Genomic DNA, 13,171 nt, shown 5'->3' with positions numbered 1-13,171 from the left:
GAGCAGCCATACCGGCTCGTCATTAGCGCCGGGATCGCCGGCGGCTTCGCCGGCGCCGCCGAGCTTGGCGAGCTGGCCTTGGCCGATCGCATCATCGCCGCCGACCTTGGCGCCGAGACGCCGGACGGCTTTGCGAGCGTAGACGAGCTCGGCTTCGGCTCCTCGAGCATCGAGAGCGATGCCGCGCTCGTCGAGCGTTGCCGTCAGGCGCTCGAGGCCGCTGGACTGACCGTGCGCGTCGGCCCTCTGCTGACCGTGTCGACCGTCACCGGCTCGGCCGAGTCGGCGGAGCTGCTGGTGCGTCGCATCCCCGGCGCCGTCGCCGAGGCGATGGAGGGCTATGGCGCGGCTGTAGCTGCCCAAGCGCGCAGCCTGCCGGTCCTTGAGCTGCGCGCCATCTCCAATATGGTGGGGCCGCGCGACCGACTGGCCTGGCGCATCAAGGAAGCGCTCGATGCGCTGGCGGACGGCGCGGCAGCGATCCGGGAGGTACTCGCATGAGTCGATTGCAGATCGCCTACTCCCCTTGTCCCAATGACACGTTCGTCTTCCACGCCTGGGCGCACGGGCTGCTCCCCGATGCGCCTGCGCTCGATGTCACCTACGCCGACATCGATATCACGAACCGGCTGGCAGACGAACGCAGCGGCCCCGAGGTGATGAAGATCTCCTACGCCGCGCTCCCCTGGGTGCTCGACGACTACGCCCTGCTGCCCTGCGGCGGCGCGCTCGGGCGCGGCTGCGGCCCGCTCGTCCTGACGCGGGGAGAGCAGCCAGAGGGGCCAGATCCTCTGGCAGCTACAGCTGATGTTCGGACTGACGGCATCGACCCGGCCCGCCTCTCCGGCAAGCGGGTGGCGGTGCCGAGCGAGCGCTCGACGGCCTATCTACTGTTCCGGCTGTGGGTGGCCGATCATGTGCCTGGCGGCGTCGGCGAGATCGTCGTCATGCCGTTCCACGAGATCATGCCCGCCGTCCGCGACGGTCGCATCGATGCCGGCCTGGTCATCCACGAAGCCCGCTTCACCTACCAGGACTACGGCCTGCAACTGATGACCGATCTGGGCAGCTGGTGGGAGAGCGACACCGGCCTGCCGATCCCGCTCGGGGCGATCATCGCTCGCCGCGGTCTCGACACCAAGCGCCTTACGGAGTGGATCCGCGCCTCTGTGCGTCATGCCTGGGACCATCCGCAAGACTCGACCGACTATGTGATGGCGCATGCTCAGGAGATGTCGCCCGCTGTCGCGCAGGCGCATATCGAGCTGTACGTCAACACGTTCACCGAAGCGCTCGGAGACGACGGCTATGCAGCCGTGACTGCGCTGCTCGGCCGCGCGATGGACGAGGGACTCGTTCCGAAGTTCGACCTGGCGCTGCTGTGCAAGCCGGACTAGGCGAAGGCGAGCCGGGCCGCGCGAGGGGGCCGGGAAGTATGTCAGCGTCCCCGCGCTACGGCCTGACCATGCAAAAGGCCATCAATGCAAATAGACCTCCAAGCCAGCGAGCTTGGAGGTCTATTTGTCGTGCGCAGAGCAGTGACGCGCTGCTTGCTTTGCTATTCCTTCTTTTTGTACAGCAACCGCGAGGCGACGATGCCCGCCGCGCCCAGGGCGATGAACAGCACGGCCCGCACAGCCGTCGAGAGCCCCGGCAGATCGACGAAGACGATCTTCAGCAGCGTCAGACAAAGGAACGCTACGCCGGCCAATCGTACCCGAGCCTTGGCCAGGATCATGCCGACCACGATGACCGCGATCGCGTATACGATCCAGACGCCTGAGACGACCAACTGCTGCCCTTCATCCGTCAGCGAGGCGGAGAGCAGCTGTGCCACGCGCGTCAAGAAGTAGAGCATCAACAGCCCCTCCGCCCACATGATCAACTGGAGTGCAGGCTGCTGCGATGCCTCTTCCCGGCGCGTCGTAACATAGTACCCGTACAGTACCGGCAGCGTCGCCAGCAAAATCACCCAGCTGACCGTCTCGCCGGAATACAGCTGCTGCATCGGCATGCTGATCACAGCCAGCGCGCCTACGAGATAGAGACCGAGACCGGAGTAAAATTGCAGATTGCTGCGCAGACGGAGACCGAGAACAATCGCCGCTGTACCCTGCAGCAGGAGTGCGCCAGCCAGGAGCTCCTGCTGGAGCGTATGCAGCAGCCAGAGCGCTACGCCTGCCATAGCAGTCACCGCGTAGACCGCATAGGCCGCTTGACCTTGCCGATAAGACCAGTAAGCCGTGCCCGCATAGACCAGCGCGGTAACGCCGATCAGCGCGCCGTACATGCCTGGTGACTGCAGCCCGTACATCGCGTAAAACCAGCCAGCCATCACCATAAAACCGGTGAACAGCAGCGCTTGTCGATACGTCGAGGGCTGATCCCGTCGATAGAGGACCGTCAGGATATAGAGTGCTGCATGCTGGATGAGGATCGCCATCAGGAACAATGGACGCTCAGCCTCGAGTTGGGATATCGAAAGCAGCATTAGCGGCAGATGGAGCAACCCGAAGGCCGCGCCATAGGCTGTCCGGAACTCAAATCGTGTCGACAGCACGAGCATGGCGACCGAAAACACAGTCAAATAGCTGGTCGAAAGCAACAGATTCGGCTCGTTGACGATCAGCAGGAACGGCAGCAAATATCCGGCCACCATCGCCGTCACCATCAGCGACTCCGAACGATGCCGCAGCGAGGCGTATACGCCCAAGGCCACCGTCCCGATGTAGTATACTGCCGCCACTTCGGCTGGGATCAAGCCATACAACGTATACGCAGCGAAGCCGGACAGCATGAGCAACGCCACAGCGCCGCCGAGCAGCACCTGGCCTAGCGCATCGCGCCCCCCTCGGATCTGCCTCTCGCCCAGCCAGTACATGACTGCCGCTGCGATTACGCCAAGCAGACATCGCACCGGTTCATTGATATAGCCAGCGGCGATAGCCGCCGAGAAGCCCCAAAGCACGCCAAGCAGCAGCACTACGATAAATACGCGCGGCAGCCAGACGCGGGCAACGGCTTCCCAATCGATAGGCGGCCGTGGCGGAGGCGGCGTATACGAAAACTCCGGCGGTCGCCCTCCCGGACCATAACCTTCCGGCAGCATCGTGGCGCGCTGACCGTAACCGTCCTGGCCAGGCGACACCGGCGGCCGTCCTCCCGAGCCATAGCCCGCAGGCGATACGCCAGGACGCTGACCGTAGCCATCTTGCCCGGGCGGTACTGGAGGGCGTCCGCCTGAGCCATAGCCCGCAGACGGCACCCCGGGGCGCTGGCCGTAGCCCTCCTGACCAGGCGACGCACTCGGGCCGCCTCCCGGCCTGTACCCCTCCGGCGGCATACCGGCGCGTTGTCCGTAGCCCTCCTGACCAGGCGACGCACTCGGGCCGCCTCCCGGCCCGTACCCCTCCGGCGGCATACCGGCGCGTTGTCCGTAGCCTTCCGGCGTTCGTCCTTTCGGCCCGTAGCCCCCTTGCGCAGGCGGCGCAGAAGCCGCCGCCTCGCGAGGCTTGCCAGATTCCTGCCCCAGTTGTTGACCCTCGCCATATGAGTCGCGTTGATCTGGCCCAGCAGCTGCGCCAGGATCACGCGAGCGCCGCAGATCAGTCAGTTCCTGTTCCATTTGCGCTATCTTTTTTTCCAGCGCGCGGAGCCGTTCTTCCATCGCCATTGCAAGCCTCCCTATTCGAATTTTATGTACAAGTCGGATTGTATTCGCGATTAGGCCGGACGTAATAGTCCTCTGCTTGTAACGACTCCTTCAGCGAATGCTAAGCATTTATTAAGCATTTCCACCCTCCCCCGCTAAGATATAGCTCCTATAATGAGAGTTCATAAGCCTCTTTATAACATACTTACCCTCATTAGAAGGAGAATTCACATGAATCGACGCCATCATTTTATTCTATCTCTGATCGGTCTGTTCCTTGCCATCTGCTTGACCTCTTGCGGCTTCCAGCCCGTGAGTCTGGCCGTCAATGGGCGGTTGGTTGACAATCTGGAGGTGGTCAAACGAAATAACGTCTTGTATGTACCCGACACCTTCATAAGCGATACGCTACAGCTTCCCGTTCAATGGGTCAAGGCCAGATCAAGTAATACTGAGAATTACTATTCTAATAAAGTCACGGTCCTCATGTATCATGAGCTTACAGAGGGTCAAGAAACCGCAGATGAGATGGCGATCCAGACGTTCGAAAAGCAGATGCGCCAGCTGCAAGAGCATCGCTTCAACATCATCACGATGGAGCAATACACCGCCTTTATACTTGAGGGCGCCCCTGTGCCTGATAACGCCGTCCTGATCACCTTTGACGACGGTTATGAGAGCTTCTACAGCTTGGCTTATCCTGTGCTCCGCGACTATGGCTACACCGCCGCCAACTTCGTCATCGTCTCGGCGATCGACAACCGCACCGGCCGCCCCAAGCTGTCCTGGGCGCAGATGCGGGAGATGGAGGAGCAAGGCTTCAGCTTCCATAGTCATACCTATGATTCACATATCTATGGCCCAGTCAATGCAGAAGAGAAGCGAGGTCCTGTCCTCTCCAATCCACTCTATCTCAAAGCCGAGGAGCGAAACGAGAGCGAGACGGAATACCTCCGCCGCATCAAAACAGATCTCAGCTTAGGGGAGCAACGGTTGCAGGAGGAGCTAGGACACGGAAGTCTCGCACTCGCCTTCCCTTATGGCGCGTACAATCCGCAAGTGGAGCAGACGCTGCAAGAGCTGGGCGTGCCCCTCTCCTTCACAACCAAGCCGGGCATTAATACACCCGGCCAACAACGCGGCTTCCGCATCAATGCCGCGCCGCTCGGCGAAGAGCTGATCTCCCGACTCCAAGCCTACCAGTTGGAGATGAAGCAAGAACCGTCAGCTACCGAGACCACCGAGGCCCCCTCCGAGCTGAAGCTTGTCGTCAATCATGCCGTCGCCGCCCTGCCGGGCGTCAAACCGCCGCGAGACGGCCGGGACGGGCTCATCCCGCTTCGAGCCTTTTGCGAGGCCTACGGCATTAAGTTGACGTGGCAAGCCGGGGAGAAGCGAGTCGATCTGACGCTGTAAGATCAGCCTGTCATCCTGCTTGATCAGCCCGCCCTCAGACATAGTGAGACCATCACATCTGGGCGGGCTGCCTCGCATCCCCGCCGCCGGGTGCGGCTTTATTTACCGACGATCCCCTGATACGCCTCGATGAATCCGCTTGGGTCCACCTTCAGCGTCAAGGTGACGATACCCTGGTTCGTATGAAGGTACAGCAAGCCCTCCTCGCCGCGCATCCGGCGGTAGGAGATGTCGAATAGATGATCGATCGGAATCTCCTTGTGCGCCGTGCGCACGCACGTCATATATAGATGCATCTCCAGCTCATGAACCTTGGTGCATATGGACAGCTTGTCCACCTCGCGTTCAACCTTGTAGTATGGCAACGAGGCGATGGCGTTCTCCATTCCTCCCCCTCCTTCCCGCTTCGGCATGCTTGCCCTATGGGTCCTATCTGGGCTATTGTACAGTGTCTCCAGGTTAGGGTAACGAAATCCTGCTCCGAATACAAGCCAGCAGCCAAACGCTTCACCAAGAACCTTCAACCGACGATAATCAAAGTCGAGGGCTCTTGGTCGACCTCCGCGTGGGATGTCTAGTTGTCATGATCCTTATCCCCGTCTTCCCCCGACGTCCGATGCGTCCTGAACTTGCTTCGCTCGAGCGCATTGCCGATCCGTGCCATCACCGTCGTGAGCAACACCGTAAAGACTACCAGGCTATAGAAGCCCGCCCCCACGCCGATGCCGATCCCGCCGACATACAGGATCATCGCTGCGGAGGTAAGCCCTTTGACCTGCAGACCATCCTTGAGGATAACGCCCGCCCCGAGAAAACCAAGCCCGGAAACAATCTGAGCCGCTAATCGCATCGGATCCATCATCGTCCCTTCCCCGGTGCTGAACTTGCCTACACTGTAGATCGAGATGATCGTAATCAACGCGCTTGCCACGCAAACGTACATGTAGGTTTTCAGCCCGGCAGGCTTGCTCTTGGCCTCCCTGTCCCAGCCGATCAGGAATCCGAGCAGCGCGCTGATGACGATTCGGAGATACACCTCATAATGAGGAACGTCTGCGTCAATCCAGGTCAGGAAACCCTCCAATCCACATCACCTTCTATGCCCGTTATCGCGAACCGACGCCTTTTACCCGACGATCAGCCATACGGAACAGTCTATTCCGATGATAACGCATACATGAATAGTTCTCCTCGACTGGGGTTCGCATGATCTCGTTTGCCTTTGAGCTGATTGTCTGGTACAATGAAGGGGTAATAACTAGCACAATCATAGAAGCACAAACAACCCTTTCCATCTCACTGGAAAAGGCTAGCAGGTTGCTGTACAAGCGTCAACTTGTACAAGCTATGCGATTGTGCCCCATAGAGGAGGTGAACCCACATGGCTAAGGATGTCATCTGCGAAGTCAGCTCTTGCCGCAACTGGGCAGGCAACAACCGTTGTGGCGCAGAGTCGATTCTCATTGCTAGCACGCAAGAGACGACTGCACACCGTTCCGCAGAAACCGACTGCAAAACGTTTGATCCAAAATAAGGCTTCGGAATGAAGGGATTTCAGCGGTCCCTTCTTTCTTTTGTTATTGTACCAATAATGATAACCATTATCAAGATTTATTTTTGACAAAGCAAACTGGCGTGAAGCACATGCCGCTTTGCCTCGGACCTTCCATGGTCTGAAGGCGAAGCGGCATTTTTTGTATCTACCGGGAGGTGTGCTTATCGATGACAAAGCATGAGGCTGCGATCCATCAATGGCTGGACGATCAACTGCGTCACGAGACCAATCTGCGTCGCAAGGACATGCTGCAAAAAGGGCTCGGACATGTTACTCATAACTTCGCGACCGCCAACGCCTCGTGCAGCGCCTCGGGAGAGTTGTTCCACCATTCCTCATTGTGCTCGAGGAGCAGGGTTTTTAGCAGCTGTTTCTCCTTGTCGCCGAGTTCGCCCAGGATGTAGCGGCGCTTCATCGCGTAGTCGAGCTTGTTCACATGATCGGCAAGGATCTTCCAGCCCCGACGCGCTTCGGTGTCGATCAGCATCTCGCAGGCGCTCGCGCCTCCATAGTTCGAACCTTCCTCCGTACGCTCCACCGCCACCCAGACGATCCAGCACTGACGTCCGTTCGGGACATCCTCCTTATTCATGCTGAATTTGATCCGTTTCTCGATCGCGCTCTTGGCATGCATCGCCCCGGCGTCCAGATACGCCTCGTCTCCATCGATGATGACGCATATGACCGAGTTCAGATCGATCGAGCCCGCTCCGAATCCTCTATGCTTCTCGCCGGCGATCAGGTTGAAGCCCTGACGCGTTTTTTTCTCCGGCACATTGCCTTGTTCCATTACCTTATTCCCTCCCGCTTGTTGGTCCTTCTTCTATTCATGTCCCCCCCGCTCGCCGGGGACGACGAATTCGCTAACGAATTAAATTCTATTTTAGCTAATAATCCGCGAAAAGCCAACATATACATGCCTTAGAAAGCTTGTCAACGGGAGGTATTGGAGCCATGATCCCTAGTCTTACCAAGAAAATCGTGTTTGTCGCCCTGCTGGCCTCCTTGCTCGCGCTCTCCTTGCAGCACGGGTTCGGTGAAGCCTGGCAATCGCAGTACATGTACGCGTATACTCCATCATCCCAGACAGCACAGACCCCCGGACGCGAGCAGCCTCCAGCTGTCGAGACGTCCGAGTCCGAGTTCATCCAGGTCCCATCAGCCCGCGTCCTCAGTCACCGTATCGTCGAATACCATATGGATGTGCAACTGGACGAGCAGGCCAGGCAGCTTCGAGGCAAGCAGACCGTCACCTGGACCAATCCCGGCAAGCAGCTAGTGTCCGAGATGTATTGGCATCTGTATCCCAACGCCTTTGCTTCCCCCGACACCTCGTTTATGCGCGAGTCCGGCGGCAAGCTGCGGGAGGACAAGGCTACCGAAGCGAGCGTCGGCTCGATGACGTTGCTCAGTCTGAAGACCGAGGAGGGCGAGAGCCTGCTGCCTCGCCTGCATTATGTACAACCTGACGATGGCAACGTCGAGGACCACACCCTGGCCAAGCTGAAGCTGCCCGATCCGGTCGGGCCCGGTGAGAGCGTCACCCTTACGACCGAATTCGTCGTCCAGTTGCCCGCAGTTTTCGCGAGGATGGGCTATACCGGCGACTTCGTCATGGCGGGCCAATGGTTCCCCAAGCTGGCCAAGTACGAAACGGTCGGCACGCGGGGGCGCGTCAACGAAGGCTGGAGCGCTCACCAGTACCACGGCAACTCGGAGTTTTACAGCGACTTTGGCATCTATAACGTCCGCATCCAGGTCCCGGCCGATTACAAAGTGGCGGCTACCGGCTTCCCTACCAAAGCAGCGGCTACCAAAGGCAACAACAAAATCTATCAGTTCTACGCCGACGATGTCCATGACTTCGCCTGGGCGGCTTCGCCCGACTTCGTCTATGCGGAGGAGCCGTACTCGACCGACGGCGTCCCGGGCGTGCGGATCAAGCTCTATCTCGACCCGAGTCATGCCCAGCTCCAGGATCGCTACATGCATGCCGCCAAGTCGGCGCTGGCCAAATATGCTCAGTGGTATGGCGAGTATCCTTACTCCACGCTCTCCATCGTTGTCCCGCCTGCTGGCGGCGGCGGAGCCGGCGGCATGGAATACCCGACGCTTGTCACCGCATTCGCCGCAGACAACGACAATCCCGGCTATGAGCTGGAGCGCGTCGTCATCCATGAGATCGGTCATCAGTATTGGTACGGCATGGCAGCCTCCAACGAATTTGAGGAAGCCTGGCTCGACGAGGGCTTCACCTCCTATGCGGAGGACAAGGTGATGGAGAGCGAGTACGGGGTCATGCCCAATCTGCTCGTCGAATCCAGCTACATGACCGATCCCGCGCCGCTCAAACAGCTATCCTGGTCCTACCGGGATCACGATCACTATGCCGAAAATGTGTACATGCGGGCCAAGCTTGTCCTCGTCGATATGGAGCAGCGGGTCGGCGCGCAGACGATGCGCAAAATCTTGCGCACCTACTTCCAGAAATATCGCTTCAAGCACCCGTCCACCGGCGACTTCCAACGCGTCGTGGAGCAGGTGACCAAGCAGAGCTGGAAGGATTACTTCGACCAATACATCTATGGCGAGCAGATGGCCGACTTCGCCGTCGAATCGATCAGCGTACGTCCAGTCAAGCAAGATGGCCGCACCGTCTACGAGTCGGTCATCCTGGTCCGCAAGCGCGGCGGCGATGTCGAGCAGGTGCCTATCCTCCTGCACTTCCAGGACGGCAAGACGATAGAGAAGCAATGGGACGCCCAGGAGACGCATATCCAATACAAGATGACGCATAGCGCGCCGCTTGCCTGGGCTGCAGTCGACCCCGAGTATACGATCGTACTCGATAACAAACGCATGAACAATTATATGAAGGCGGAGCTGCCGGGACGAAGCGGCACCCGCTGGAATCTCGGCATCGTCAAAGCGATCGAGGGGCTGCTCAGCTCCTTGGGCTGGTGAGGAGGCTCGTATGAAAGAGCATATTCGGCAAGGCTGGCGGCTCGCCGTCAAGCATCTATACATTGTCATCTTCCTGTTCCTGTACCAGCTCTTGTGGGGGTTCGGCCTGTACCGCTATGTCGAGTCCGCCTTCCTCCCGCTATTAAAGCGATATCCCGACACCCTGCCATCGGAGCAGGCGGTCCAGCTCTTCCTCATGGAGGCGCAGTTCCAGCTGCTCAAGACCGATATGATCAAGCCTTATCTATGGACCTTGGGCATCATCGTACTGCTGCGGATGCTCATCTCTCCACTCATCCAGAGCGGACTGCTCTACTCCCTCCGGCATGCGACGGACGAGGGCGGCACCCGTTTCATACAGGGCATACGCATCTGTTGGAAGAAAATCGCACTCCTCTATTGGCTCAAGTCCTTGCTCATCCTGGCGCCGGCCTGGTGGCTGCTGCCCGCAGCCTTCCAGCTGCTGCTCTCCAGTCCGACGCTCGCCGAGGCTGCCAGGACGGCGCTCCCTTACGGGGCCGGCTGGCTGTTCTGGAGCTTCCTGCTCCACCTGATCTTCCTTAGTCTGCAATTCGGCGTCGTCTCCGAGGCAGGCATGCTCGGCAACACGCTCCGCTCGATTCGCGCCTTCCTGCCGCTCACGTTGATGACGGTCCTCATGTGGGTGATCGCAGCTGTCGTCGGGCTCGCCGTCTCCGCCGTAACGCTCGTCTGGGCCGGGCTGCTCGCCTTGATGCTCCATCAAGCCTTTTATCTCGTCCGCATGCTCATCCGCGTATGGACGCTGGCCTCCCAGTACGGGGTGTGGCAGTCCCGGAAGAGCTGATCGCCAAGCCCTCTGCGTCTCTGCAGAGGGCTTTTTGCTGTCTCCGTTGGAAGGTAACGGGAATATTCGACATTGTCCCGGTCATAAATCATTAGAGTGCACCTGGAGAAGATTTCGCGCCTTTAACGACACAGAGTAACAAATCGTTCATTTTTTATCCATGAAATGGCTTTCAAATGTGAATATTATGTGACAAAAGCAGGATAAATGCAAAATGGCTCGAAATCTTCTTCGATATACTACATAAGAACGCCGAATTCCTGAGCTTCAGGAAACGGGGGAACCATTATCCGGGTGAATTGCTTCTCGGTCCGCTTGTCTGGCGCAAGCGTATCCGGAGGAGCATAGGGAGCCTTCTACCGAACCCCTCAGCTAACCTCGTAGGCAGCGGAAGGAGCTTTTTGCTTGAGAAAAGTGTTCACTTCTTTGGCGGCTCTAGTCTTGATTATGAGCATGATGGCAACAGCCGCATTCGCTTCTTCCTTCAGCAAGATGGAAGAGGTGATCGCCGAACTGATCGGCACACCGTACAAGTATGCCGGCACCACGACGAGCGGCTTCGACTGCTCCGGCTTTACTTCGTACGTCTTCAAGCAACTGGATATCGACCTGCCCCGCACCTCGGGAGCCCAGGCCGAGCTTGGCGAGAGCGTCGAGCGCGACGAGCTGCAGCCTGGCGACCTGGTCTACTTCAACACCAGCGGCAAAGGCGTATCCCACATCGGCATCGTCGTCGACGGCGAGCGATTCGCCCATGCTTCCTCGAGCAAAGGCGTCATGATCAGCAAGCTGAGCGAAGCTTACTGGGACAAGCGCTATTTGGGCGCGCGCCGCGTAGCCGATCTCTAGGATCGGGAGAGGCCGATTAGACACCAAGCCTCCGCAAGGCTTGTCCGCGTCAGGGCGGTTCGCTTCGACCACCTTGTCGCCCCACTCCACCGCAGCTGTTTGCACCCGCAGACGGCTGCGGTTTTTTATTGGCTCGGCACTGGAGCAGCTCAGGGCTCCGGCGTCACGACGGGCGGTTGAACGACCGCACTGTCCGCACGCTTCCCCTGACGAGCGAGTCCCGCAGCGAGAGGTACAGCATAGAGTGCTTCTCTGGCGCATCCCCGCTGTTTACTTCCCGCCCAAATGGTGTATTGGCTTATACTACGCAGCATCGAAGAGGGGGTTTCGTCACGTGTACCTGTTTATTCATCGCAAGGATCTGCGCACGCACGACATGAGGGCTTTTGATGCGCTGAAGAGGCGAGGCCTGTCCGGCCTTCACCTGCTCATCCTCGATCCCGCGTTGCTGAAGGATGGCCGGGCGCAAGCCCACAGCGGACGCCAGTTCCTGCGCGAGGTCGCCCGGCTCCAGGCGGCGTACGGTCGTGCCGACAAGCGCCTGCACCTGCTCCATGGCAACCCCGTCGAGGTCGTAGAGACGCTGCTCACGCACGCGCCGCTCCAGGGTATCGTTGCGCATGCGGACTATACCCCTTACGCACGGAGACGCGATGAGCAGATTCGGGTGCTGGCCGAGCAGCAAGGAGTGCCCTGGGTACTGCTAGACGACCTGCCGCTCGCCGATCTGGAGGACTTCCACCGTCACACCGGACGCTCCGAGCCGTACAAGGTATTCACGCCATTCTACAACAAATGGAGCGGCTATATGCAGCAGTACGCCCAGCCGCAAGCCAGCGCCAAACTCGAGGAGCTGCAGACCGTGGCCGAGCTGCCCGATGGCATCGGCAGCCGGTTCGCGTTGCCTCCCGAGCTGGAGGAAGCGCTCTGGGGGGCGCATGGTAATGCTGAGGATGCTGGGAATTCACACCTGAAGGTTGGCGAAGGAGAAGACCCCTGGGCGTTGGCGGCCAACGAAGGAGAGGACCCTTGGGCGCAGGCGGTCGACGAAGGGGAAGATGCCTGGGCGCAGGCGGTCTACGAAAGGGAAGACCCCTGCGCACTGCTCGCTGATTTCGTGGATAGCGAGGGACTGCGCGATTACGACAAACGGCGCGATCGCTACACCCGCGATGACGGGACGAGCGGCATCTCCCGCTACCTCAATACCGGCTCGCTCTCCGCCAGAACCGCCTACGCCGCCGCCCAGGGCAAGGATGGCGGAGAGACTTGGGTCCGACAGCTCGCCTGGCGCGACTTTTACCTCTATCAGGCCATCTACAATGAAGACTTCTACCGTTACGAGCAGCGTTACGACCTCTCCCCCCTCTCCGACCAACACTACGAGGCCTGGGAGCAGGCGCGCACCGGCATCCCGATCATCGACGCCTCGATGACCGAGCTGCGCGAGACCGGCGAGATGCACAATCGGCTGCGGATGATCAACGCGATGTTCCTGACCAAAAACCTGCTCTGCCCGTTCACGCTCGGCGAGCGATACTTCCGTCGTCAGCTCGCCGACTACGACAACTGCCTCAATCGCGGCGGCTGGCTATGGAGCTCGTCGCTCGGCTACGACGCCGCCCCCTACTTCCGCATCATGAACCCGGCCAGCCAGTCGCACCAGCACGACCCGAGCGGCACCTATATCCGTCGCTGGCTGCCGCAGCTCGCCCATCTTGACGACAAGGCGATCCATCTCCCGCAGCCGGACGCCATCGTCGATCTGAAGGCCTCCCGGGCTCGGGCGATCGAGGTATACAAGGAGATATTGCGTGCGTAGATAGCGCTGTGGTGCGGCGGGGTGGGACAACGGGCGGGTGAATCAACAACAGCCAAGAGTCGGCGACTCGCTCGATGTGCTGGCGAC

12 protein-coding genes and 1 riboswitch are annotated in these 13,171 nt (G+C 59.5%); of the genes, 8 read left to right on the top strand and 4 right to left on the bottom strand.

What is annotated here, in order from left to right:
* Both PA598K_RS31345 and PA598K_RS31340 read left to right on the top strand, forming a co-directional pair.
* Positions 1-501: futalosine hydrolase (locus PA598K_RS31345; RefSeq protein WP_128660708.1), on the top strand; the 501-nt coding region annotated here is incomplete at its 5' end.
* 5 nt (positions 502-506) lie between these two features.
* Complete coding sequence (locus tag PA598K_RS31340) at positions 507-1,397, top strand: 1,4-dihydroxy-6-naphthoate synthase (protein ID WP_128660707.1); 891 nt, start codon at positions 507-509, stop codon at positions 1,395-1,397.
* Positions 1,398-1,558: 161 nt separating this feature from the next.
* Here PA598K_RS31340 and PA598K_RS31335 read toward each other — a convergent pair whose 3' ends face one another.
* Positions 1,559-3,673, bottom strand: a complete 2,115-nt coding sequence (locus tag PA598K_RS31335) for a DUF2339 domain-containing protein (RefSeq protein ID WP_128660705.1) — start codon at positions 3,671-3,673, stop codon at positions 1,559-1,561.
* A gap of 210 nt (positions 3,674-3,883) precedes the next feature.
* Here PA598K_RS31335 and PA598K_RS31330 point away from each other — a divergent pair, with 210 nt between their 5' ends.
* Positions 3,884-5,068 (top strand): polysaccharide deacetylase family protein, encoded by a 1,185-nt coding sequence (locus PA598K_RS31330; protein ID WP_185602334.1) that lies wholly within the window; start codon positions 3,884-3,886, stop codon positions 5,066-5,068.
* A 98-nt stretch (positions 5,069-5,166) separates the two neighbouring features.
* Here PA598K_RS31330 and PA598K_RS31325 read toward each other — a convergent pair whose 3' ends face one another.
* Complete coding sequence (locus tag PA598K_RS31325) at positions 5,167-5,454, bottom strand: hypothetical protein (protein ID WP_128660703.1); 288 nt, start codon at positions 5,452-5,454, stop codon at positions 5,167-5,169.
* Positions 5,455-5,642: 188 nt separating this feature from the next.
* Positions 5,643-6,152, bottom strand: coding sequence for an MgtC/SapB family protein (locus tag PA598K_RS31320; protein WP_128660702.1), 510 nt, complete (start codon positions 6,150-6,152; stop codon positions 5,643-5,645).
* A 297-nt stretch (positions 6,153-6,449) separates the two neighbouring features.
* On the opposite strand from PA598K_RS31320, the gene PA598K_RS31315 reads away from it, so the two are divergent.
* Entirely contained in the window at positions 6,450-6,602 is a 153-nt protein-coding gene (locus tag PA598K_RS31315; RefSeq protein ID WP_128660701.1) for a DUF1540 domain-containing protein, read from the top strand.
* Between the two features lie 295 nt (positions 6,603-6,897).
* On the opposite strand, the gene PA598K_RS31310 is transcribed toward PA598K_RS31315, so the two are convergent.
* Positions 6,898-7,413 carry a YwhD family protein gene (locus PA598K_RS31310; protein WP_128660700.1) on the bottom strand — a complete coding sequence of 172 codons (516 nt, stop codon included), beginning with the start codon at positions 7,411-7,413 and terminating at the stop codon, positions 6,898-6,900.
* A 164-nt stretch (positions 7,414-7,577) separates the two neighbouring features.
* Between PA598K_RS31310 and PA598K_RS31305 the strand changes: the two genes are divergently transcribed.
* The 4 genes from PA598K_RS31305 to PA598K_RS38430 all read left to right on the top strand — a co-directional run bounded on the left by PA598K_RS31305 (position 7,578) and on the right by PA598K_RS38430 (position 13,084).
* The gene (locus PA598K_RS31305) at positions 7,578-9,587 is read left to right on the top strand and encodes a M1 family metallopeptidase (protein WP_128660699.1); all 2,010 of its coding nucleotides are present in this window, start codon (positions 7,578-7,580) and stop codon (positions 9,585-9,587) included.
* A 10-nt stretch (positions 9,588-9,597) separates the two neighbouring features.
* Positions 9,598-10,413, top strand: a complete 816-nt coding sequence (locus tag PA598K_RS31300) for a hypothetical protein (RefSeq protein ID WP_128660698.1) — start codon at positions 9,598-9,600, stop codon at positions 10,411-10,413.
* A gap of 240 nt (positions 10,414-10,653) precedes the next feature.
* Positions 10,654-10,815, top strand: a riboswitch (cyclic di-AMP (ydaO/yuaA leader).
* Positions 10,816-10,818: 3 nt separating this feature from the next.
* Positions 10,819-11,262 (top strand): C40 family peptidase, encoded by a 444-nt coding sequence (locus PA598K_RS31295; protein ID WP_260405711.1) that lies wholly within the window; start codon positions 10,819-10,821, stop codon positions 11,260-11,262.
* Positions 11,263-11,596: 334 nt separating this feature from the next.
* Positions 11,597-13,084 (top strand): cryptochrome/photolyase family protein, encoded by a 1,488-nt coding sequence (locus PA598K_RS38430; RefSeq protein WP_260405710.1) that lies wholly within the window; start codon positions 11,597-11,599, stop codon positions 13,082-13,084.
* Positions 13,085-13,171 lie beyond the last annotated feature (87 nt).

The sequence above is a fragment of the Paenibacillus sp. 598K genome (assembly GCF_003851045.1).
In the GTDB taxonomy this organism is placed as follows: domain Bacteria; phylum Bacillota; class Bacilli; order Paenibacillales; family Paenibacillaceae; genus Paenibacillus_D.
Note: the sequence above shows the minus strand (reverse complement) of the source record. Positions and strands in the feature narration are given on the sequence as shown.

Coding starts and splice junctions, on each gene's coding strand:
- PA598K_RS31335 (WP_128660705.1), bottom strand. CDS start 3,673: ATGGCGATGGAAGAACGGCTCCGCGCGCTGGAAAAAAAGATAGCGCAA.
- PA598K_RS31330 (WP_185602334.1), top strand. CDS start 3,884: ATGAATCGACGCCATCATTTTATTCTATCTCTGATCGGTCTGTTCCTT.
- PA598K_RS31325 (WP_128660703.1), bottom strand. CDS start 5,454: ATGGAGAACGCCATCGCCTCGTTGCCATACTACAAGGTTGAACGCGAG.
- PA598K_RS31315 (WP_128660701.1), top strand. CDS start 6,450: ATGGCTAAGGATGTCATCTGCGAAGTCAGCTCTTGCCGCAACTGGGCA.
- PA598K_RS31310 (WP_128660700.1), bottom strand. CDS start 7,413: ATGGAACAAGGCAATGTGCCGGAGAAAAAAACGCGTCAGGGCTTCAAC.
- PA598K_RS31305 (WP_128660699.1), top strand. CDS start 7,578: ATGATCCCTAGTCTTACCAAGAAAATCGTGTTTGTCGCCCTGCTGGCC.
- PA598K_RS31300 (WP_128660698.1), top strand. CDS start 9,598: ATGAAAGAGCATATTCGGCAAGGCTGGCGGCTCGCCGTCAAGCATCTA.